Origin of the sequence: Pseudomonas alkylphenolica (assembly GCF_000746525.1) — a bacterium.
Taxonomy (GTDB): Bacteria; Pseudomonadota; Gammaproteobacteria; order Pseudomonadales; family Pseudomonadaceae; genus Aquipseudomonas; species Aquipseudomonas alkylphenolica.
The window spans coordinates 862086-884247 of the sequence record NZ_CP009048.1 but is presented as its reverse complement, the minus strand read 5'-3'; the positions used below and the strand labels follow the sequence as shown (position 1 = coordinate 884247).

Sequence of the window (22162 nt, the reverse complement as noted above, 5' to 3'; positions counted from 1 at the left end):
GGCTACGACAGTCGTCCACTCGGAAAAAGGACATCCAGATGAGTATGATCACATGGGTAAAAAAAGAGAACAAACCCAACGCGGTGATTTTCGTACACGGTTTAAAAGGGGGCCAAGAGACCTGGTCTTTTGACGACAACATCTCATTTCCGAATCTTTTAGCAACCGACCCGCAGCTAAGTGACCGTTACGATATTGGGTGCTTCAATTATTTCACCACATTCACCACCACGTATGGTGTTACCAAAAGCTTATTTTCACGTCTATTTAGCTCAAGAAAGAGTATCAGAACAAATCTTCCAATCACTGAAATCGCTCAATTGTTACGTACAGAATTTGAAGTTAATCTCAGTGACTATGAGAAAGTCATGGTCATCGCACACAGCATGGGTGGTCTGATATCAAAGGCATGCATTCTTGGCCAGTTGGAGGAAACCCAGTCAACAGCAGTTAAGGGATTTATTTCTCTCGCAGTCCCACACACTGGGGCAAAAATTGCGAACATGGGGTCTTTCCTATCCTCTAACGTTCAACTTAATGATCTGAGTGTCTTGAGTGATGCGGTCTACCAATTCAGCCGAGACTGGATAAACACGTCTACCCCACCACCTACAAAATACATCTATGGTGCACATGATAAATTTGTTGACAAAAAAAGCGCACTTGCGATTGAAAGTCTGAAAAAAGACTCAAGAGCGGTGGATGAGGATCATACCAGTATCTGCAAACCCAAAAGCAAAGACGAAACAGTCTACAAGGCGGTAGTTAAGTATATCTTAGAGTTTGAAGCGGCATACAAAGCCCCCCTTGCAGTACAGGATTTCAAAGATAACAACCAATACGATGATCATTTTTTTGTACTCAAGATGGTCATAGCCGATGTTCACGAAGGTATTACAGGTAACGCAAAAGGTTACTTCTTTAATGCCGAAGAAGCCAGAAAACTGTTCACCAGCGACCATGACAAAAAGCTTCTCAGCGTCCTGTATGGCAAAGTAAGAGAAATTTATCGCCAAGAGCACGAACACCATATAGCTAACAAAACCACTCCAGATCAGTTCGTGCAACGAGTGCATGCTAAAATAATGAGCGAGGACGGCTTATACCTTAAAACGTTGCTAGCTGAATTAGATGGGGTTCACAAGAAAGGCATGATCCATCAGCTTGCCAACAAGGAGGATATTGACGTTGTATGGTCCGCCAGCACTTCCATTGAGGAAGTTCTAGCGAAAAAAGGATCACCACAATGAATCAAGCGCTACCTTACTTATTGATAGACGATGATTTCTCGTTAAATTATTCGTTGCTGGCGCTCATAATTTATAAGCTTGGCCTGTCCTCAAAGAAAAAAGCAGTACTGGACTTTGAAAAAATCCAAGTATTCATATACCTTACCAAAAATCCTTCAAAGATTAACGAAGTACTGAGATTGGCAGGAAAAAAATTCGCACCAATTAACTCTCAGTACACCTACACCATTGAGAGCTTATCAACAAACGTGGACATACTCTTCAATCGTTCAAAGCTTAAAGCTCTAATCAAAGAGTTAGCAGCACGTGGAATGTTGGCATGTGATTACCAAACAGATCCCGGTTCAATTAAGTACCTATTGAGCCCGACAGGTAGTCTTTTTGTAGAAAACCTAATTGACTCGACCTCCTACGATACCGCATGCCCTTCGCAACAGCCCCCTGTAAGTAAACATAACCAAAACTACTTCTCCTCAGCCTTAGAAGTAATAGATAGCATCTCGACCTTACAAACACAAGCAACCACCAAGCTTTACTCATATCTCAATGCAGTGTTCAAAGGGAATTGAAATTGAAATCTCACATCAGCATTAGTAGTTTAAACCTAGTTGGCTATCGAAAGGTTTACTCAATACCATTCTTTCCAGGCGTGAACATTATTTATGGAGATTCAGATACAGGCAAGTCAAGCATTTTAGAGTTTATAAACTATCTACTCGGCGCCAGCAGCATTGAACTTTCAGATGAAGTTAACGCATCCATCGAGTACGCCGCTCTGGAGCTAGAAATAAATGGTGTTCCTCTCACCATAAAGCGTGATATTTACGACCCCAAAGAACACATAGAAGTCTATCCGTGCGTATTTGAAAAGTGCGCAGATTTCTTTCCAAAAAAATATTCAGCCAACTTTACTGACACACATGCTCCAGATGGTTTTTTTTCCGACTTCTTACTGGATAGCTTAGGCTTCCCGAAAGTAAAAATTAAGGTTTCACCGTCCAAAGCAGACTCTGAAGTAAAGCGGCTAAGCTTTCGAAATTTATTCAAATATGTATATATCAACCAAGACGATGTCGGAAGCAAAAGCTTCTTAGATTTAAATAACTGGATAAAATCAACCAGCAACCGTGAAGTTATCAAATATATTTTCAATGTTTTGGACTCAAGCATCGCAGAATTAGAAGCCCAAATTTCTGAGCGCTCTCGCGAAAGCAAACAGCTTCTTAATAAATACACATCTGTTTCTGAGTTCTTAAGAGAAACAGGTTACGACAGCCAAACATCCATAGATGACTCGATAACAAAAATAGATAAAACAATACATGCACTTGAAATCGAATTTACAAAAATCAACAACTCTATGGTCGCCAGTTCTCAAAGCCACACGGAACTTAAAGCGATTTTCAACGAGCTTTCATTAAACGAAAAACACGCAACACAAGAAATCATTAAGACGAGAGCACAAATAGAAAAGTACTCACGCTTGAAAAATGATTATGAAAACGATATTTCAAAAATAAATAGTATAATTCATGCACAAACTAGGATTGGACAAACTACAGAGCATGCTAACCCCTGCCCTGTTTGCGACAATCCTATCGAGCCAACGCAAGCGACTGATAGCTTCCAAGCAGTCAGCAGAGACACCCTGTCAGATGAGCTGAGCTCCATTCAGAAAAAAAAGAAAAGTATACAGTCGCTGATTGATGAACTATCGTCAAAATCGCGTGAGTTAGCCAAAGACCAGGCAGCATACAATGCTGATCTGTCTCGCGCGAGAGAAATGTTAGACACCGAAAGCCAAGCAATGATTACGCCGTATCTCACGCAGCGCGATACTCTGGTTAAGGAAATCGCATCCAACAAAAAAGCTCGCGACTACCTAGTTAACAACATACGCGTTAGAAATCAGCAGCAAAAAATCCATGACACGTATGAAAATTTGAATTTAGCAATAAAGCAATTAAACGAGCGACTTGCTGAACTCAGAGAGACGGCCCCCAGTATTTCCGAGGTTTTGGAGACGCTCGGAGACTACCTTAGCAAATACCTCAAGAAAGTAAATATTAAGAGACAGGAAGGGATTAGCATCAGCCCTAAAAGTTTTGCGCCGGTTATCCGAAACCGTGATTACCTGAACATAACTTCGGGTGGGCTTAGAACGATATCCTCCGTCGGATTTATGATTTCTCTTCTAGAGTATGCGATTGACTGTGAAATAAACCACCCTAGACTACTGATGATTGACACAGTAGGTAAATACCTGGGCAAAACCACGAAAGAAAAATATCAAGATCAGACAAACGTGCAGGAAGATAACCGCGAAGGTATTTCCGACCCACTGAAATACCAAAATATTTACGAATACCTACTTGGCGTAGCTAATAAAGCCGAAGAGAAAGACGTCCCATGCCAGATAATTTTGGTAGACAACGACGTGCCTGATACATTTGTTAATCGGTACAAAGCTTACATCGTTGCTCACTACAGTTCTACTGGAGAAAATGGGTTGGACGTAGGGCTGATCGACGATATCGAACAAAAATAAACAATTAAGGCATGGACAAACCGGAGGTGATTTTGTGTACCACCTCCCTACATATCGAAAGGTGATAAAGTACAATTCATGAGTACCCTTACTGTCGCACGAAGAAAAATCTCGAAAACATGGCTAATCGCTGGCAGTCTGCTCGCCTTCCTTGCGAGCATCGCAACTGTTTACGCGTTAATTCTAGAAATAAATACCTCTCCATCTCACAACTCAGGCTTCTTCGGTCGATGGGAAAGCAGCTACTCCTACCCAATCACCGGGGGTACTTTTACCTTCAAAGGGATGACTGAGTATTTTCAGAGCGGAAAATATAATGTTGCCGGCACAATAATAGATTCTGGTACTGTAGAGACAAAGACTTATCAGTTTGAGTACAACGCAAATGGTGCTGGTAGCTGGACTGCGGATTCCGAGACTCTCTCGTTTACTTTGGACAACATAAAAACCTTCCCCAAATCTTACATTCTTGACGGACAAGAAATCCCAGTACTGCTCGTTACGAAGCTACTGGGAACTTCGATCCCCAACCTGAGCGATGTCTATGCATCTGGCTCTTCCGGCGAAGCACGTATTATATCCATCGAGAAAAATGAAATCACGCTCGAAACAAAAGACCCTAAAGGAAAGCTATTCACCATTCATTCCTACCGACAGCAGTGAAGACCACATATTAATAAAGCCCCAGAAATTTTAATGAGTTGTGTTCAAAAATTTCCTAAACCAATACCCAACTGCCTTCATATACTCACAAATTTTTACTGCTCAAAGTGCTGACTCGGTTGTACTTTAGTCTCTCACCGGTGAGTTATCGAAACGATTGCGGAAGGTGTTAAGGCTATATTCCGTCTATTCGTGACTAGCCGCGGTATCTTCTGCTCAATTCTGAGGTCAACCGCTCTAATGTTATTCCCGGAACGGTCACCCTTCGTAAGCTCCTACAGCCGGACTCTTCGAGTCGTCGATGACAACTCTGACCGCTTATTATCAGTGTCGACAGCCCGCCATAGGCTAATATCTTCCCTCTATGAGCGTCTGCATTTGGCCGATTTCTGCCGGTGATGACCGCTGCAATGGATCGTTAGCAGTCGCTTACAGCCTTGATTGGCGCCGAGAAAGCCGCGCGGCTACCACCCGCCTTGGCTGAGGAAAAACTTAACGCAGAGTCAGGGATTAGTTGCCCAGTACAAACCGAACTGGTGATTGAGGGAGTCTGACGCACTTTAATCTATCAATCACCTGCTCGGCATGCAGGCCATGTCGAGTAGGCCATTAACCAGGCTGATTATTGCGGCTGAATAAATCAGAGATGAGGATGGATGCCTCGATAATCATCCTCAAGTTTTTCACCGCCTTTCATGGGTACCCTACATATAGCGAGAGCAGCTACCCGTAAATCTCTGATCGACTCTTGACAATTACCAAGAAAATTGTTAACTTGCCGCCCACGATAGGCCGGATGCGGGTCAGCCACTCAAAAAGTGGTGAGAGGGTTCGATTCCCTCATGGCCGGCCCTTACTTTTTTGGTATTTCATGTCATTCCGAAGGCCGATGAGTATTTTAAGCTCTGCGTCGGATATGGCAACATAGTCAAGACATGATGCCTTGGCTAGAGCATTCAAATCTAAATTTTTTGCCCCCATCAGACTACACTGCTTCAAGTTCGCCCCGTCAAACTTAACCCCCCTCATATCAGCGCCCTTAAAATTAGCACTTTGAAGGTCGCAGTCAGTAAAATCGCAGCGCTCAAGAATAGTTCTCTCAAAGGACGCCCCTCTGCACACTGCACCTTTAAACTTCGACTTAAGCAAATTAGATCCGACAAATCTAGAGTTTTTTATTTCGCAGCCTTCAAAATTTGACGATCGCATCATGACTCCGTCAAAGAGAACATTCTTTAACACTCCCTGCTCAACCTTCAAGCCTATGAGCTTACCGTTTCTCGCCTCGAAGTTATTTAACAACATTCCAAATACAGACAGATTAGCGACATTAAAATTGGTAACACGAGCATCATTAAGTCTTTTCAAAATGCCAATTTTTTTAAGATTTATTTCTGGAGCATCTAAAAGAGCATAATCACTCAAGTCTTCTAGCTGGCGCTTTATTTCCGAGCGGCCAGTTCTCCTAGAATCCAGCCACAGAATCAGCCCACCAACGACAGCCAACTCCAATACCATCCCGTGCAACTCAACAAGGTAGTTCTCCCAAAAGCCTCTTGAGTATAATCCTAGAGTGGTATCAGGAAGCACATTTGAGCTTATTGCATCCCAACATGCTGTAATTCCGAAAATCACGATCAGTCCAATCGTAATAATAGTGATTGATGTTTTAATCTGGCTATCAAAAATACTCAAGATTACTCCTAGTAAAAATTCGTACTTATTATCGCGCAGGCGATCCGCGCATCCAAAACTTAACCAACCCAACTTTGTTCGAGGCAGAATCCAGAACTTATGAAGTTTAAGATATGTCATCTGATTACTGCAATAGATATATCTGCACCGACGGTGGCACACGAACTTAATACGCTGTTGTGCATCCGTCGCCCCCATGGAGATCCGAGTTTAAGTAGTCATCGCTGGTGAATACCTGGAGAACGCCAGTGGTGCCGCCACTGACCGGCCGGAGCGGCTTCGCCTGCTGAACGATGGCCGCAAGGACGACGTCCTGCTGGTGGAGTCCATTGACCGGCTTTCCTGCCTACCTGCTGAGGACTGAGCTAAGCTCAAGGCCGCAATCGACGCAAAAGGCCTGCGCATCGTCGCCCTCGATCTGCCCACCAGCCATCAAGGAATGCGAGATACGAATGGAGACGAATTCACCGGGCGGATGCTGGTCGCAATCAATTCGATGCTGGTTGAGATGATGGCGGCAATCGCCCGGAAGGATTACAAGCAGCGCCGCGATCGCCAGACCCATGGCATCCAGAAGGCCAAGGCGGCGGGAAAATACCAAAGCCGGCCAGTGGATGAGGAGCTGAACAAGCGGGTAAAAGAGCTGCTGGCCGCCGACCTTGGCATCCGGTCAGGACTATAGCTGTATTGCCTGACCAAGAACTCCGCAGCTTTCGTAGCGCGGTGCTGATTTGGGTTTGGCCCTACAATCACTCGCGTCAACGCATCGGGTTTTTCCTTCAACAGGTCAAGGCACACGTAGGGAATGATGTAGGAAGGCCCGGGCCGGAAGCGTAACTTTTCGACAGGATGGTTGGTGACGACCCGCCATCCGGTCTCCTCATGAACCCCCTCATGCTTGAACAGCGGAGCGTTCTCCAAAAGCGACTCTCCAATGACGTCGAGCGCCAGATCAGCTTTGATCTTCAGTTCGCCATTTAGTCGCTGATTGAACTCCACCATGCATTCGGCTTTCGACTTGGTATCGAGTGCATGAAACTGCTCGACAGTCAGGGGAATGGTTGGGAACAGGGCCATACAAGATGTGATGATCTCGGTAACCTTCAGCTGCTGTTCATCATGGCCGTACAGGCAGGGCTCGAGCTGGAGTTCGTGCTCTTCGCAGTAATTCGCCATTGCTGATCGGTCAATCCCGATGCAGTACCCACTCCCCCCTGGGGAGTAACCCAGCCACTAACTGAGCAGATCCGGCTTCTCGCTGAAAGAAGACACATAAAGGTCATCTCCCCGGATGCTCTTAAGATGGCGATGCAGGGCAGAGCCGAAAGACTCCCAGTAGTCGCTGTCAAAAAAATAGTTGGCTAACGATGCCGCAAATGAGAATGCGTGTACGAACTCAGTAGGATCATTGAGGAAGTGGGTATTGGTTGCCCAAACAGACTGGCTTTCAAGAATCCCGAGCAGTCCATGCTGACTGGTGTAATGGTAGAGAATGCTCAATCGCACCAATCCTACCGCCACGAAAGCGGCATTTTTGCGGTCACGCTGCTGTCAGGAGCAAATTCCCGGGAAGGCATAAAGCGCTGGGAACCTTGGAATTACTGGTGCCGGAGACAGGAATCGAACCTGCGACCTTCGCGTTACGAGTGCGCTGCTCTACCGACTGAGCTACACCGGCGTGGCACCAACGCTACCACTGCCGGATCGCTTACGCAAATCACTGTTTAATAACAGCTAATGCTCACTTCGCCGGGGCACTTTCAGCGGGCTTGCAACCAGCTGGGGCAAGGTCTTCTTCAAGGGTACTGGCACACGCCCAGCCGCTGGCCGAACGGGTCAGGCTGAGGGTTTTGCCCAGAGCGGTGGCCGGAGCATCGACCAGGGTGCAGACGATACTGCCCGCGCCGGTGGCAGCTGTACCGGTAGCGGTGATGGTGCAGTTGCTGGTGGTAGCCTGGCCACCCAGAGCAGTGACGTCGGTGACATCTTTACCCTCGTTCATGCGCAGATCAAACGGTGTTTTCAGAACGGAAATTTCAACCAGGGCAGCAGTCGCCTTGGTCCGCACCTGGTGGTTGGTGTACATGGGCAAGGCGATGGTCGCCAGGATGCCGATGATCGCTACGACGATCATCAGTTCGATCAAGGTAATGCCGCGTTGTCCTTTCATGGACGTTCTCCCTCGCAAAATCGGTTCTGGTCAGCAGCGCTCAGCAACGGGCCACCAACAGGCGCGCCAGTAGGCCCGAATGGACACCTTTTGTCACCCTGCGCCGGTCATTCGCTGATGCCGGCTCGACTACTCTAGTGAGCAGCGGGCACTCCTGCCCGCTGCACGGGCCCTGAAGCTGTTTCCGGGTTTGTGCGGGCCACGCCACAAGGATGTCGCGATGACCGAAAAAACCTATAGCTACAGCTGGCAAGGCACTACGGCACAAGGGGCGCTGGTCAGTGGCCAGAGCAGTGGGCGCAGCCCTGCCCTGCTGCGTGCCGAGTTGCGTAAGCGCGGTATTCGCCCGCTCAGTGTCGAACGGGTACAGGCCCGGTTGTGGCATAGGCAAGGCTCGCTGGGTAGCCGCGAGTTAAGCCAGTTCAGCCGCCAGCTGGCCAGTTTGATCTGTTCCGGTGTCGCGCTGTTGCAAGCGCTTGAGGTGATTGCCCAAAGCAGCAGCAACCCGGTGCTGATCCGCCTGCTGGGTACGCTGAAAACCGATATCGGCGCAGGCTGCAATCTGGCGGATGCGTTGCGTCGGCATCCGCGGTATTTCGATGCGCTGTACTGCAATCTGATTGCTGCCGGGGAACAGTCCGGCAGCCTGGAAAGCGTGCTTGAGCAGGTCGCCAGTCTGCAGGAGCATCGCCAGGCGCTGCGCTCGCGGTTGAAAAAGGCCATGACCTATCCACTGATCGTGCTGCTGACCGGGCTCGGTGTTTCCAGCCTGTTGCTGCTTGAGGTGGTGCCGCAGTTTCAGACAATGTTCAACGGCTTCGGCGCGCAGCTACCTGCTTTTACCCAATGGGTGATTGGCTTGTCCGATTGGTTGGGGCAGTACTTTGGCTGGTTGCTGCTGTTCACGATCGGCAGTGTCTGGGGCCTGTGTCGGGCTTACCGGCGCCAGCCCGCGTTTCGTTTGTGGTGTCTGGGCCTGGCGCTGAAGCTGCCGGTGGTTGGCGACTTGTTGAGCAACGCCGCCCTCGCCCGTTTCGCCCGCACGCTGTCCACTTCGTTCGCTGCAGGTGTGCCGCTGGTGGAAGCGCTGGGTCCGGTGGCCGGTGCGTGCGGTAATCCGCTGTATGAACAAGCGGTGCTGCGCCTGCGCAAGGACCTCGCCAGCGGCCAGGCGTTGAGCCAGGCGATGGCCAGCAGCGCTTTGTTTCCGCGCTTGATGCAACAGATGTGCGCCATCGGCGAGACAGGCGGTACGCTGGACGATATGCTCGCCAGAGTCGCCAGCCATTACGAAAGCGCCATCGAGCGCTTGCTCGATAATCTGGCCAGCTTGCTCGAACCTCTGATCGTGCTGATTCTCGGGCTGCTGGTGGGCAGCCTGGTGATCGCCATGTACCTGCCAATCTTTCAGCTCGGTAGTGTGATCTGAACATGGACCTGATGGATACGCTGGCCAGCCAGCCGCTGCTTTACCTGAGCTTTGCCCTGCTCCTGGGGCTGGTCGTCGGCAGTTTTCTCAATGTGTTGGTGCACCGCCTGCCGATCATGCTGCAACGCCAGTGGCAGGCTGAAGCGCGGGAGGTCCTGGAGCTGCCTAGCGAGCCTGAGCCCGAGCGTTACGATCTGTTCCTGCCCGCGTCACAGTGTCCGCACTGCGGGCACCGCATTCGCGCCTGGGAAAACATTCCGGTTCTGAGCTACCTGCTGCTGCGCGGACGCTGCAGCAGTTGCCGCAGCGCCATCAGTGCCCGTTATCCGCTGGTGGAGTTGGGCTGCGCGGCATTGACGGTGTTTGTCGCCTGGTATCTGGGGGCAACTACCGCTGCACTGGCCCTGATGCTGTTCAGTTGGGGACTGCTGGCCATGAGCCTGATCGACATCGAGCACCGGCTGCTGCCCGATGCGTTGGTGCTGCCACTGTTGTGGCTGGGGCTGATCGTCAACGCTTTCGAGTTGTTCGTGCCCTTGTCAGATGCTCTGTGGGGCGCCGTCGCAGGTTATTTGAGCCTGTGGTCGGTGTTCTGGCTGTTCAAGATCATCACCGGTAAAGAAGGCATGGGTTACGGCGATTTCAAGCTACTGGCGCTGATCGGTGCCTGGGGTGGCTGGCAGATCCTGCCGCTGACCCTGCTGCTGTCGTCGGTGCTTGGCGCGGTGATCGGGCTGATCATGCTGCGTGCCAAAGGCCAACAGACCAGCACGCCGATCCCCTTTGGTCCCTATCTGGCCATTGCGGGCTGGATCGCACTGCTCTGGGGTGGTCAAATAACCACTTCTTACCTGAACCTTTCTGGAATGTGATGACCACCGCTGCTTTCACTCCCTGGATTCTCGGCCTCACCGGCGGTATCGGCAGTGGCAAAAGCGCTGCGGCCCAGCGCTTTGTCGAGCTGGGCGTGCACCTGGTGGACGCCGATCAGGCCGCGCGCTGGGTGGTCGAACCCGGGCGCCCGGCACTGGCCCGTATCGTCGAGCGCTTCGGTGCCGGTGTGCTGCAGGAAGATGGCCAACTGAACCGTGCGGCGCTGCGCGAGCTGATCTTCAGCGACCCCGAGCAACGGCGCTGGCTGGAAGCCTTGCTGCATCCGTTGATCGGCCAGGAGATTTTCAGTTACCTGGCCAAGGCCGAGTCGCCTTATGCGGTGTTCGTGTCGCCGCTGATGGTCGAGTCGGGCCAGTATCAGCGCACTCAACGCTTGCTGGTGATCGATGCCCCGCAGGAGCTGCAAATCCAGCGTACCCTGCAGCGCGACCAGACCAGCCCGGAACAGGTGCAGGCCATTCTCAAGGCCCAGGCCAGCCGCGAAGAGCGCCTGCGCCATGCCCACGATGTGCTGGTCAATGATCGCGACCTGACCTGGCTGCATTCGGAGGTCGACCGCCTGCATCACTTTTATCTGACTTTGCGAGGAGGCCAAGCATGAGCCAACCCATGACCGTAGAATGCCCGACCTGTGGCGCCCCTGTTGAATGGAACGCCGCCAGCACGTTCCGGCCATTCTGTTCCGACCGCTGCAAGCTGATCGACCTGGGGGCGTGGGCTGCTGAAGAGCACAAGATCCCGGTCGCACCGGATGCCGAAGACGAGTTGTTTTCCGGCGAGCTCGATCCACGCGCCCACCATTGAACCTCAGCGCCCGGCGTCGTCGTCCTTCCACGGCGCCTGCAGGTAGCGGGTGCGGTTGAAGGTCTCCAGCCACTCCGGGCAAAACACCACCAGGGCGCTGACGATCATGCCGTTGATAAAGGCTTCGGGAAAGATGATCAGCCACAGGTAGCCGATAAAGTCTTCGATCCATTCCGGCATCACGAAGCGCCCGTCCAGCCACAGCAGACCCAGCCCGAGCAACAGGCACAACAGTGCCGCCAGGGCTGCGGCAAAAAATCCCGAACAGAAGATATAAACGAACAGGTTTTTCGGCTGCGCGCGCTCCACCAGGATCGCGCAAACCTCGGTGACCAGCACCGGCAGGCCGATGAACAACAGGCCGTTGACGCCCATGGCGGCCAGGTCCTGACGCCCCAGCAAGATCAACCCGACCTGGGCCAGCAAGCCGCCGACAATCGCCAGCGGCCAATCCAGCAGCAACGTGACTGCGGTCATGCCGATGAAGTGGTACGACACCCCGTTGTCGAAGTCGCGGCGCACCAACCACAGCGCGAACAAGGCGAACACCGTACCGAACAGCAGGTGCTGACGACGACTGTCGGTAAACAACTCGACCCAACGCGTACGCGCCACCGCCCACACCAACAGCACGACATAGCCGACCCAGCCCAGGGTCAGGCTGTGGTCAGACAGCACTTGAGCATCAATCACGGTATCGCAGCCCTTGAGCAAAGACGTTGCAGGCAGTCTACACCGCAAGCTGCGCCTCAGACCGCTTGTGTGGGTAATGTGATACCTCCGGTGGGAGCGGGCTTGCCCCGCGATAGCATTCCCACTGTCACATCGCATCGCGGGGCAAGCCCGCTCCTACCGGACTCGGCTATGCTCAAACGAAAGCGACCCTGGCGCTCCTGAAACGGAGTGAGTCATGCCCAAGCCACTCATTACCGCCCCCTTGGTGATTGCCCTGGCAACGCTGCTGGGCCAGCCGCTGCCCGCCTCGGCGGCGAACTATGAAACCTTGTGTCAGGTAAAGGAGGGCAGCGCCAGCGATACGGCGACCTTCTGGTTCGACACGCGCTCACTCTGCGCCTACTCCGGTATGCAGGTTCAGCAAGGCCGCACTTATCAGGTGAAGATGCAGGTGCCTGATCAGTGGCGCTGGAGTGACAAATATATTCCAGCCAACCCAGGCGGCTACGAATGTCCGCCGAAATTTCCCGCTTCGTGGGTAACAGCCCTCTCAACGTCTATGCGTCGGCACCCGGATCTGCCCTGGTTTCAGACCATGGTGCGTATCGGCACCGCTGGCGACGACTTTTACGCGCTGCCCATCAAGCCGGAAAAACTATTACCGCCAAAACACTGCAGTCCTGGACCGACGATCGAGGAGTGGCCTAAAGCGTGGCGCTGCCCTCCTGATGCAGTTGCCGTGGAAGGCGGCCGCATCTTCAACAGCAGTTTTACCGCACGCAGCGACGGCCCTTTGTTCTTCTACGTGAACGACGTGGGGGGCGGGTCGGTGTTGGGGGATCTCCTCTACCGCAATAACCAGGGCTGCGCGCGCGTCACAATCACCGAATCACAACAGTAACGCCGATGCCTTGGCGCTGAACGCGACCATGGAGGATGTGCAATGCGCTGGATGCTGATGGTGTTGGTGCTGATGACGGTCGGCTGCGCCCAGGACCTGAGCGAACTCGGCCCGATCAAACTATCGGACGAGCACAAGCTGACACAACCAAAGCTGGAGTTTTTCGGGGTGGCTGGGTTTCTGCTGCGCTGGCGTGATGAAGCGGTCGTGTTCGACCCCTTTTTCAGCCGCCCTTCTCCGCTCCAACTGCTCTGGCTCACACCCGATATCAAAAGAATCAACGACGGCATGCCCAGAACGCCGGAAGCGACCATGCTGTTGGTCGGTCACGCTCACTACGATCACCTGCTCGATGTGGCCTGGGTTTTGAACCATAAAACCCCGAACGCGACCTTCTATGGCTCGCGTACTGCCGGGCATATCTTGCGTGCTGAAGTCAGTGCAGAGCGCGAATTCGAAGATGCCGAGAAGAAAATGGCCTGGCTACCAGGCCCCAACGGCCCACGCCCGATTGCCCGGGAAGATGGCTGGTTCAAGTCGAAAAAAGGCGCTTTCCGGGCCATGCCGATTCAGAGCAGCCACGCGCCAAACGTTACACACATTGACCTGATGGGTGGCAGTTACCAACAAGACCTGAAAACTTTGCCCAAAAGCTTCCGGAACTGGAAGGAAGGCCAGACCCTGGCCTGGCTGGTGGACCTGCTGGATGAAAACGGCAAAACCGTCTACCGCATCCACTTTCAGGACAGTTCAAGTGAAGAACCTTATGGATTTCCTCCCGATCCTGGCGATAACAGAGGTATCGATGTCGTGATCCTGCCGGTGGCGTCGTGGATTCAAGTCAAAAGATATCCACAGGCCCTGATCGAAGCGACTCAACCCAAGCTGGTTGTACTGTGCCATTGGGAGGACTTTTTCGGTGGCAATCCGGACAACCTCAAAGTGCTACGCGGCGAAAAAGACGAACACGCCCTGTACCGGATCGTGCGCACCACATTGCCGCAAGCATCACAGATCGTGATGCCCAAGCCGTTCAGCGAAATCGCCCTGCCGCCGCTGTAACCCACGCTTGGTTAACGCGTTTATTTCTGAAGACACAATTGAACGCTAAGCTTGTCCCCATGGACGACTCAGACTACTTGCGCCTGCTAACCATTCAGGCCGAACAAGCCAATGCGTTTCTTTCCAATGCCCGTAAATGGGAACGTGAGCGTTGGGTCTGCCAGCGCCTGCTGCAAGGCTTGAATATTCCTTACCGCAGCGAGGACTTCACCCCCGCCGGTCAAGAGCCGCCTGACGTGCTGTTTCGCGATGCCGCTTTCGAGGTGTTTTTCGTCCTCGATGAAGGCCGTCGGCTCAACGACGAGTGGCGCGAAGAACTACAACGGCGGCGCAGCGCCTTTTCCCTGAGCCAGCTGGTGCGGCGTGAAGCGCGGCCGCGGCGGATCAGTGCCCAGGAGCTGTTGCAGCGCCTGGCCCCGACCTTGCGCAAAAAATCGCACAACTACCAGGAACGCGGGCTCGACCTGAGCGAACTGGACATCATCGCCTTCGCCAGCCTCAAGCGCGAAGTGCTCGACCTCAACAGCCATTTCCCGCCGCCCACCGAATACCTGCGCCAGGGCTGGCGTTCGCTGTCGCTGGTCGGGCCGACCTTCGCCCGGGTGCTGTTCGCCCACCCGGATGCGCCAGACTTTCTGCGCGGCAACCTCGGCCGCAGCATTGTTTTCGATGTCGGCATCAGCCTCTGAGCTGGCCCCCTGCCAACGCGTAATGGCATAAATTGCGCGGCGGTGATACAAAGCGCAATCATTCGTCATAATGACCGCCGCGTGACTGCGCCATGGGCCTTGCTCAAACAACTACAGTGAACCCTGTAGCTTCCTTTCAGTCACAAGCGTCTACCTGACGAGGCCCTCATGACCAGCCGCCTGAATCCCGAAGACCAACGTCGTGTCGATCAATACCTGCAAGCACCCCAACATCAAGTCGAGCGCAAGCCTTTCCGGCCGTGGCTGCTCCTTGTCATGGTGGTGCTGGTGACTGTTGGCTTGGGCCTGTTGAGCCGCCTCCTGAGTAACCTGGTGCTATGAGCTGCCTTGCGCTCGCCCAAACCGCCCGCCCTGAGCGGCCGATGACTCACGACCAGAATTCCGTAAACCTTATGAGATATCCCCATGACTCACCGTATTGTGATTGTCGGCGGCGGCGCCGGCGGCCTGGAACTGGCGACCCGCCTGGGTAAAACCCTAGGCAAGAAGGGCAGCGCCAGCATCACCCTGGTCGACGCCAACCTGACGCACATCTGGAAGCCATTGCTGCACGAAGTAGCCGCAGGCTCGCTGAACTCCTCGGAAGACGAACTGAACTACGTGGCCCAGGCCAAGTGGAATCACTTCCAGTTCCAGCTCGGCCGCATGAGTGGCCTGGACCGCGAGAGCAAACAGATCCAGCTGGCCGCGACCCTCGACGAAGAGGGCCGCGAGCTGCTGCCTGCACGCACCCTGGGCTACGACACCCTGGTAATCGCCGTAGGCAGCAACACCAACGACTTCGGTACCCTTGGCGCGGCGCAGAACTGCCTGTTCCTGGATACCCGCAAGCAGGCCGAGCGTTTCCATCAGCAGTTGCTCAACCATTACCTGCGCGCCCATGCCGGCGATCAGGCCAACGAAACCATCAGCGTGGCGATTGTCGGTGCCGGTGCCACGGGTGTGGAGCTGGCTGCCGAACTGCATCACGCGGCACACGAACTGGCGGCCTACGGCCTGGACCGCATCCAGCCCAAGGACATGCACATCACCCTGATCGAAGCGGGCCCGCGGGTACTGCCTGCTTTGCCGGAGCGTATCAGCGTGCCGGTACACCAGACCCTGGAAAAGCTCGGGGTCACGGTGATGACCAATGCCTCGGTCAGTGAAGTGACGGCCACCGAGCTGAAAACCAGCAATGGCGATGTGATCCCGGCCAGCCTTAAAGTCTGGGCAGCGGGTATCCGTGCGCCGGGGTTCCTCAAGGACATCGACGGCCTGGAGACCAACCGGATCAACCAGTTGGTGGTTCGCCCTACCCTGCAGACCACGCTGGACGACGACATTTTCGCCTTCGGCGATTGCGCCGCCTGCCCTCAGCCGGGCAGCGACCGCAACGTACCGCCGCGGGCCCAGGCCGCCCACCAGCAGGCCTCGATGCTGGCCAAATCGTTGAAGGCGCGCCTGGAAGGCAAACCGTTGCCGACTTACGCCTACCGCGATTACGGCTCGCTGGTATCGCTGTCGCGCTTCTCGGCGGTGGGTAACCTGATGGGTAACCTGACCGGCAGCGTCATGCTCGAAGGCTGGCTGGCGCGGATGTTCTACGTGTCGTTGTACCGCATGCACCAGATGGCGCTGTATGGCACGTTCCGTACGCTGATGCTAATGCTGGGTAGCCGCATTGGCCGTGGCACCGAGCCGCGCCTGAAGCTGCACTGATCCGATTCGGTGGGAGCGGGCTTGCCCCGCGATTGCGGTGTGTCAGTCAAATCGCATCGCGGGACAAGCCCGCTCCCACCGTGTAGCCGCTATCGAGGAATGAGGCTACACAGCTAGCCAATCAAGACAGTTGCTCCCACTGTTACCTGAGCACTCGATAGGTACTCTGCACAAAACCATTCTCGAAGGTGGTGCTGCGCACATGTTGCAGCTTCACATCCCCCGCCAATGCCCCGAACAGGGGAATCCCGCTGCCCAGTAACACCGGTATCCGGGTGATGGTCAGCTCATCCACGCGCCCTTCACGCAAGAAGCTCTGCACCACCTGACCACCATCGAGGTACAGGCTCCTGGCGCCTGTGTCGCGCAAATGCGCAAGCAGGTCGGCAATCGGCCCGGGATGCACCTCGACACCCTCCGCCTGGCCCAGGGTGCTGCTCAGCACCACAACGCGCTTGTGCGGATACGGCCATTCGCCAAAGGTCAGTACTTTCTCGTAGGTGTTACGCCCCATGACCAGGGTATCGACCGTCGCCATGTAAGCGGCATAGCCGTGGTCGTCGCTGGAGGTGGTGGCAACCATCAACCAGTCCAGCTCACCGCTCTCGCGGGCGATGAAGCCATCGAGGCTGGTGGCGATGTATACGGAGGCTTTGAGGGTCATGGGGCAGCTCCCTTGCAGAATATTGGCGGATAGTAGCAGGCAATATTCAGGGCTGCAGAAACGAAAAAAGGGCACCCTTTGCAAGGTGCCCTTTTCTCTGAATATGGTCGGGGTAAGGGGATTCGAACTCCTGACATCCTGCTCCCAAAGCAGGCGCGCTACCGGACTGCGCTATACCCCGGTTTGAAATTTGGCTCCGCGACCAGGACTCGAACCTGGGACCCAATGATTAACAGTCATTTGCTCTACCGACTGAGCTATCGCGGAACTATCAATTTCAAGTACTGCAATTTCGAAAACTGTATCACTACCGCTTCGAACTCTTCGACCTTGTGCATCGCTGCGTTCATGTCTCTGAGGCGCGCTATTCTACAACCTTCAAAACCCTTGTCAACCCCTAATTTGCATTCAACTTACTGATTTGCAACTTTTTTTCAGATTCCCGATTTTGCTGGAAACCTGCGGGGTGACATACAGCGGGGCGCACTTTACAAGCACTCGAGAAAAAATGCAAAGAAAAAAGGCCTCGAAATTCGAGGCCTTAGCGTAACCGCCCGAAAAATCAGGCGAAGACGATTTCTTCGCCCTCCACCTTGGCGGTAATCCCGGTGCCAGGCAGGAACTTGCCGGACAGGATCAACTGCGCCAACGGGTTCTCGATCCAGCGCTGAATGGCCCGTTTCAATGGCCGTGCGCCGTAGACCGGGTCGTAACCGACGGAGATCAGTTTATCCAGTGCTTCGTCGCTCAGCTCCAGGCTCAGGTCGCGCTCAGCCAGACGGCTGCGCAGGCGGCCCAACTGGATCTGGGTGATGCCAGCGATCTGATCACGGCCCAGCGGCTCGAACACCACCACTTCGTCGATACGGTTGATGAACTCGGGACGGAAGTGCGAACCCACCGCGTCCATCACCGCTGCCCGTTGCGCCTCGCGATCACCTACCAGCTCCTGGATCTGCGCCGAGCCCAGGTTGGAGGTCATCACGATCACGGTGTTGCGGAAATCCACCGTGCGTCCGTGGCTGTCCGTCAGGCGACCGTCTTCAAGTACCTGCAGCAATACGTTGAACACATCCGGGTGCGCCTTCTCGACTTCGTCGAGCAGCACCACGGCATAAGGCTTACGCCGTACCGCTTCGGTCAGGTAGCCGCCCTCTTCGTAACCGACGTAGCCAGGTGGAGCACCGATCAACCGCGCCACGGAGTGTTTCTCCATGAACTCGGACATGTCGATACGCACCATCGCCTCTTCGGTATCGAACAGGAACTCGGCCAGGGCCTTGCACAGCTCGGTTTTACCGACACCGGTCGGGCCGAGGAACAGGAACGAACCACTTGGCCGGTTCGGGTCGGACAAGCCGGCGCGCGAACGACGAACGGCGTTGGAAACCGCAACCACGGCTTCTTCCTGACCGATCACGCGCTGATGCAGCAGGCTTTCCATCTTCAGCAGTTTTTCCCGCTCGCCTTCAAGCATCTTGGCCACCGGAATACCGGTCCACTTGGAGACGACTTCAGCGATTTCCTCTTCGGTCACCTTGTTACGCAGCAGCTGGTTCTCGGCCTTACCGTGCTGGTCGACCATCTGCAGGCTGCGCTCCAGGTCCGGGATTACCCCGTACTGCAGCTCGGCCATGCGGCTGAGGTCGCCTTTACGCCGTGCGGTTTCCAGCTCCTGGCGCGACTGCTCGATTTTCTGCTGGATCTGCGCAGAGCCCTGCACTTCGGCTTTTTCCGAGGTCCAGACTTCTTCCAGATCAGCGTACTCACGCTCCAGCCGGGCAATCTCTTCAGTTAGTTTTTCCAGACGCTTGATTGCCGCTTCGTCTTCTTCTTTCTTCAGCGCCTGGGATTCAACCTTCAGTTGAATCAGACGGCGCTCCAGGCGATCGAGCACTTCCGGCTTGGAGTCGATCTCCATGCGAATGCGGCTGGCCGCTTCGTCAACCAGGTCGATAGCCTTGTCCGGCAGCTGCCGGTCAGTGATGTAGCGATGGCTGAGCTTGGCCGCGGCAATGATCGCGCCGTCGGTGATCGCCACCTTGTGGTGCACCTCGTAACGCTCTTTGAGGCCACGCAGGATGGCGATGGTGTCTTCCTCGCTCGGCTCCTCCACCAGTACCTTCTGGAAGCGCCGCTCGAGGGCCGCGTCTTTCTCGATGTACTGACGGTACTCGTTCAGGGTCGTGGCACCCACGCAGTGTAGCTCACCACGGGCCAGGGCCGGCTTGAGCATGTTACCGGCGTCCATGGAGCCTTCACCTTTACCGGCGCCGACCATGGTGTGCAGTTCGTCGATGAACAGAATGATCTGCCCTTCCTGCTTGGACAGTTCATTGAGCAGGCCTTTGAGGCGCTCCTCGAACTCACCACGGAACTTGGCACCGGCAATCAGCGCGCCCATGTCCAGCGAGAGCAGACGCTTGCCTTTGAGGCCGTCCGGCACTTCGCCGTTGATGATGCGCTGGGCCAGGCCTTCGGCGATGGCGGTTTTACCGACGCCAGGTTCGCCGATCAGCACCGGGTTGTTTTTGGTCCGACGTTGCAGCACCTGGATGGTGCGGCGGATTTCGTCGTCACGGCCGATCACCGGGTCAAGCTTGCCGTCTTCGGCACGCTTGGTCAGGTCGACGGTGTACTTGTCCAGGGCCTGACGCGACTCCTCGGCGTTGGGGTCGTTGACCGCCTCACCGCCACGCAGGTTGCTGATGGCGTTTTCCAGGGCTTTCTTGGTCACGCCCTGGCTCAGCAGCAATTTGCCAAGCTTGCTGTTCTCATCCATGGCGGCGAGCAACACCAGTTCGCTGGAAATGAACTGGTCGCCCTTCTGCTGCGCCAGGCGGTCAGCCTGGTTGAGCAGACGCGCCAGATCCTGCGACATGTTCACGTCACCGGTCGGGTTCTGGATTTTCGGCAGTTGGTCGAGCTCTTTGCTCAACGCCTTGCGCAGGCTGTTGACGTCAAAGCCCACCTGCATCAGCAGCGGCTTGATCGAACCACCTTGCTGGTCGATCAACGCTTGCAACAGGTGCGCAGGCTCGATGGCGGGATGGTCCATACCAACGGCCAGGGATTGGGAATCGGATAACGCCAGCTGTAACTTGCTGGTCAAACGGTCTATTCGCATAAGTTACCTTCCTTTTATGGGCAGGCCGGAGCGATGGACACACCTGATGAAGATAAACCTGCCTGAGATACCCCATTAGATGAGGGTGATTCTGGAGGATTCAAGCTTAGCGGGGTTGATTCAGGTCAGCGCGGGGCCAGCCAGATCAATGAGGCGAAGCGTCCACCTTGCGGAGTACACCGATAAGAATAGAAGCGTGGATCGCTCACGGTGCACAAACCACCGCCATACACCGCATTTACACCACGGGCGGCCAGACGCAGACGCGCCAGGGTATAGATGTCGGCCATCAGTTTATCCGGGCGTACACCGGGCACGAAGGCCTGGGCAGTTTCCGGATGAACGGTCGTGAAGGCATCGCGCACTTCCAGACCGACTTCGAAGGCTTGCGGGCCAATGGCCGGGCCCAGCCACACCAACACCTCTTCAGGTGGCAGGTTCAGGCGGTCCAGGGTGGCCTCGATGACCCCGTTGGCCAGACCGCGCCAGCCAGCATGGGCAGCCGCGACACGGGTGCCGGCACGGTCGCAGAACAGCAACGGCAGGCAATCGGCGGTCATCACCGTGCAGGCAATGCCTGGGGTGGCGGTCCAGCTGGCGTCGGCTTCGGCGATTACGCCAGGGTCGGCATCTGCCACCACGACGCCATGCACCTGCTTGAGCCAGGCGGGCTGGATGCCGAACTCGGCGGTCAGGCGACGACGGTTCTCGGTTACTGCATCCGGCGCATCGCCGACATGGTCACCGAGATTGAAGCTTTCATAAGGCGGCAGGCTGACCCCGCCAGAGCGGGTGGTGACGCACGCGCGAACCGCGGCCGGCGCAGGCCAGTCCGGGATCAGCAGGGCGTGCGTCAGCTCACTCATCCGACGAACGCCTCGCGGTCCTGCTTGAGCAGCGACAGCAGCCAGACGAAATCGTCCGGCAGCGACGATTCCCAGCCCATACGCTCGCCGGTCACCGGGTGATCCAGTTCCAGGAAACGCGCATGCAGGGCCTGACGCGGGAAAGTCTTGAGGGCTTCGACCATGGTCTGGCTGGCCGCTGGCGGAATGCGGAAGCGACCGCCGTAGACCGGATCGCCGACCAACGGGAAGTTCACGTGAGCCATGTGCACACGAATCTGGTGGGTACGCCCGGTTTCCAGCTTGACCCGCACATGGGTATGCGAACGGAAGCGCTCCAGCACGCGGTAGTGACTGACAGCCGGCTTGCCGCCTTCGGTCACGGCCATGCGCTGGCGTTGCCCGCCATGGCGGCCAATCGGGGCATTGATCTTGCCACCGGCGGTGACCACACCGATCACGATACATTCATAGATGCGGCTGACACTGCGGCTTTGCAACTGGGCAACCAGTTGGGTCTGCGCCTGGATGGTCTTGGCCACCACCATCAGACCGGTGGTGTCCTTGTCCAGGCGGTGGACGATGCCGGCGCGCGGGACATTGATGATGTCCGGCACGTGGTGCAGCAGTGCGTTGAGCAGGGTGCCATCAGCGTGGCCCGCAGCCGGGTGGACCACCAGCCCGGCAGGCTTGTTGATCACCAGTATGTGGTCGTCTTCATAGACGATATCCAGCTCGATGTCCTGGGCCACCCACTCGCCCTGGGCTTCCTGCTCGGCCTCAAGGGCCAGCAGCGAGCCGCCGTGGACGATATCGCGCGGACGCAGGACGGCGCCATCGACCGTCAGGCGCCCCTCCTTGATCCAGGTGGAAAGGCGCGAGCGCGAGTGCTCAGCGAACAATTGGGCGGCGACTTGGTCGAGGCGTTGCCCGCCCAATTCGGACGGCACCTCTGCGCTAAGTTGAATGATCTCGGACATGCTCGAATCAGCGGGCGGCACAGCCTTTGGTTTCGACTGCACGC

Annotated in this window: 21 protein-coding genes, 3 tRNA genes and 2 pseudogenes; 14 read left to right on the top strand and 12 right to left on the bottom strand. The window is 55.2% G+C overall.

Annotation, left to right across the window (positions count from 1 at the left end; genetic code table 11):
• Window positions 1–38 precede the first annotated feature (38 nt).
• From PSAKL28_RS04180 to PSAKL28_RS04165, 4 genes are all read left to right on the top strand, one after another.
• On the top strand, window positions 39–1250 hold the full coding sequence (locus PSAKL28_RS04180; protein WP_038606958.1) for an ABC-three component system protein: 1212 nt from the start codon (window positions 39–41) through the stop codon (window positions 1248–1250).
• Entirely contained in the window at window positions 1247–1819 is a 573-nt protein-coding gene (locus PSAKL28_RS26690; RefSeq protein ID WP_038606955.1) for an ABC-three component system middle component 4, read from the top strand. Before PSAKL28_RS04180 ends, PSAKL28_RS26690 begins: the two co-directional genes overlap by 4 nt.
• A 2-nt stretch (window positions 1820–1821) precedes the next feature.
• On the top strand, window positions 1822–3798 hold the full coding sequence (locus PSAKL28_RS04170; protein WP_038606952.1) for an AAA family ATPase: 1977 nt from the start codon (window positions 1822–1824) through the stop codon (window positions 3796–3798).
• Window positions 3799–3876: 78 nt separating this feature from the next.
• On the top strand, window positions 3877–4461 hold the full coding sequence (locus PSAKL28_RS04165) for a hypothetical protein (protein WP_038606950.1): 585 nt from the start codon (window positions 3877–3879) through the stop codon (window positions 4459–4461).
• A gap of 840 nt (window positions 4462–5301) precedes the next feature.
• On the opposite strand, the gene PSAKL28_RS27290 is transcribed toward PSAKL28_RS04165, so the two are convergent.
• Entirely contained in the window at window positions 5302–6156 is an 855-nt protein-coding gene (locus PSAKL28_RS27290; RefSeq protein WP_157686999.1) for a pentapeptide repeat-containing protein, read from the bottom strand.
• Between the two features lie 217 nt (window positions 6157–6373).
• Here PSAKL28_RS27290 and PSAKL28_RS26685 point away from each other — a divergent pair.
• A pseudogene (locus PSAKL28_RS26685) lies at window positions 6374–6838 on the top strand (recombinase family protein); the annotation flags it as partial.
• Window positions 6839–7032: 194 nt separating this feature from the next.
• On the opposite strand, the pseudogene PSAKL28_RS28455 reads toward PSAKL28_RS26685, so the two are convergent.
• The 4 genes and pseudogenes from PSAKL28_RS28455 to PSAKL28_RS04135 form a co-directional block, all read right to left on the bottom strand.
• Window positions 7033–7386 (bottom strand): annotated as a pseudogene (locus PSAKL28_RS28455) (DUF2971 domain-containing protein); the annotation flags it as partial.
• A 3-nt stretch (window positions 7387–7389) separates the two neighbouring features.
• Window positions 7390–7656, bottom strand: a complete 267-nt coding sequence (locus PSAKL28_RS04145) for a hypothetical protein (RefSeq protein WP_038606940.1) — start codon at window positions 7654–7656, stop codon at window positions 7390–7392.
• Window positions 7657–7758: 102 nt separating this feature from the next.
• Window positions 7759–7834, bottom strand: a tRNA-Thr gene (locus PSAKL28_RS04140).
• A gap of 63 nt (window positions 7835–7897) precedes the next feature.
• Window positions 7898–8326, bottom strand: coding sequence for a pilin (locus PSAKL28_RS04135; RefSeq protein WP_038606937.1), 429 nt, complete (start codon window positions 8324–8326; stop codon window positions 7898–7900).
• Window positions 8327–8546: 220 nt separating this feature from the next.
• Between PSAKL28_RS04135 and PSAKL28_RS04130 the strand changes: the two genes are divergently transcribed.
• Genes PSAKL28_RS04130 through yacG form a run of 4 tightly spaced genes read left to right on the top strand, consistent with a single transcriptional unit; the run spans window position 8547 to window position 11453 of the window.
• Window positions 8547–9755 carry a type II secretion system F family protein gene (locus PSAKL28_RS04130; protein WP_038606935.1) on the top strand — a complete coding sequence of 403 codons (1209 nt, stop codon included), beginning with the start codon at window positions 8547–8549 and terminating at the stop codon, window positions 9753–9755.
• A 2-nt stretch (window positions 9756–9757) separates the two neighbouring features.
• Window positions 9758–10627: a prepilin peptidase gene (locus PSAKL28_RS04125; protein WP_038606933.1), complete on the top strand. Its 870-nt coding sequence runs from the start codon at window positions 9758–9760 to the stop codon at window positions 10625–10627.
• Complete coding sequence (gene coaE / locus PSAKL28_RS04120; protein ID WP_038606931.1) at window positions 10627–11250, top strand: dephospho-CoA kinase; 624 nt, start codon at window positions 10627–10629, stop codon at window positions 11248–11250. Before PSAKL28_RS04125 ends, coaE begins: the two co-directional genes overlap by 1 nt.
• Complete coding sequence (gene yacG / locus PSAKL28_RS04115) at window positions 11247–11453, top strand: DNA gyrase inhibitor YacG (RefSeq protein ID WP_038606928.1); 207 nt, start codon at window positions 11247–11249, stop codon at window positions 11451–11453. Before coaE ends, yacG begins: the two co-directional genes overlap by 4 nt.
• 3 nt (window positions 11454–11456) lie before the next feature.
• Here yacG and PSAKL28_RS04110 read toward each other — a convergent pair whose 3' ends face one another.
• Entirely contained in the window at window positions 11457–12146 is a 690-nt protein-coding gene (locus tag PSAKL28_RS04110) for an energy-coupling factor ABC transporter permease (protein ID WP_257011850.1), read from the bottom strand.
• A 217-nt stretch (window positions 12147–12363) separates the two neighbouring features.
• Between PSAKL28_RS04110 and PSAKL28_RS04105 the strand changes: the two genes are divergently transcribed.
• The 5 genes from PSAKL28_RS04105 to PSAKL28_RS04085 all read left to right on the top strand — a co-directional run bounded on the left by PSAKL28_RS04105 (window position 12364) and on the right by PSAKL28_RS04085 (window position 16502).
• The gene (locus PSAKL28_RS04105) at window positions 12364–13029 is read left to right on the top strand and encodes a hypothetical protein (RefSeq protein WP_038606923.1); all 666 of its coding nucleotides are present in this window, start codon (window positions 12364–12366) and stop codon (window positions 13027–13029) included.
• Window positions 13030–13071: 42 nt separating this feature from the next.
• Complete coding sequence (locus PSAKL28_RS04100; protein ID WP_038606920.1) at window positions 13072–14091, top strand: MBL fold metallo-hydrolase; 1020 nt, start codon at window positions 13072–13074, stop codon at window positions 14089–14091.
• A gap of 59 nt (window positions 14092–14150) precedes the next feature.
• Window positions 14151–14780 carry a DUF1780 domain-containing protein gene (locus PSAKL28_RS04095; protein ID WP_038606917.1) on the top strand — a complete coding sequence of 210 codons (630 nt, stop codon included), beginning with the start codon at window positions 14151–14153 and terminating at the stop codon, window positions 14778–14780.
• Window positions 14781–14948: 168 nt separating this feature from the next.
• A complete protein-coding gene (locus PSAKL28_RS04090; protein ID WP_038606914.1) occupies window positions 14949–15122 on the top strand; it encodes a DUF3094 family protein in 174 nt (57 codons plus the stop codon).
• 84 nt (window positions 15123–15206) lie between these two features.
• Window positions 15207–16502 (top strand): NAD(P)/FAD-dependent oxidoreductase, encoded by a 1296-nt coding sequence (locus PSAKL28_RS04085; protein ID WP_038606912.1) that lies wholly within the window; start codon window positions 15207–15209, stop codon window positions 16500–16502.
• Between the two features lie 142 nt (window positions 16503–16644).
• Here PSAKL28_RS04085 and PSAKL28_RS04080 read toward each other — a convergent pair whose 3' ends face one another.
• The 6 genes from PSAKL28_RS04080 to rluD form a co-directional block, all read right to left on the bottom strand.
• A complete protein-coding gene (locus tag PSAKL28_RS04080; protein ID WP_038606909.1) occupies window positions 16645–17166 on the bottom strand; it encodes a dihydrofolate reductase family protein in 522 nt (173 codons plus the stop codon).
• Window positions 17167–17270: 104 nt separating this feature from the next.
• Window positions 17271–17347, bottom strand: a tRNA-Pro gene (locus tag PSAKL28_RS04075).
• A 10-nt stretch (window positions 17348–17357) separates the two neighbouring features.
• Window positions 17358–17433: transfer RNA gene (locus PSAKL28_RS04070), tRNA-Asn, on the bottom strand.
• 295 nt (window positions 17434–17728) lie between these two features.
• On the bottom strand, window positions 17729–20293 hold the full coding sequence (gene clpB / locus PSAKL28_RS04065) for an ATP-dependent chaperone ClpB (protein ID WP_038606906.1): 2565 nt from the start codon (window positions 20291–20293) through the stop codon (window positions 17729–17731).
• Window positions 20294–20418: 125 nt separating this feature from the next.
• Entirely contained in the window at window positions 20419–21159 is a 741-nt protein-coding gene (gene pgeF, locus PSAKL28_RS04060; RefSeq protein WP_038606903.1) for a peptidoglycan editing factor PgeF, read from the bottom strand.
• Entirely contained in the window at window positions 21156–22118 is a 963-nt protein-coding gene (gene rluD / locus PSAKL28_RS04055) for a 23S rRNA pseudouridine(1911/1915/1917) synthase RluD (RefSeq protein WP_038606900.1), read from the bottom strand. Before rluD ends, pgeF begins: the two co-directional genes overlap by 4 nt.
• Window positions 22119–22162: the final 44 nt, after the last annotated feature.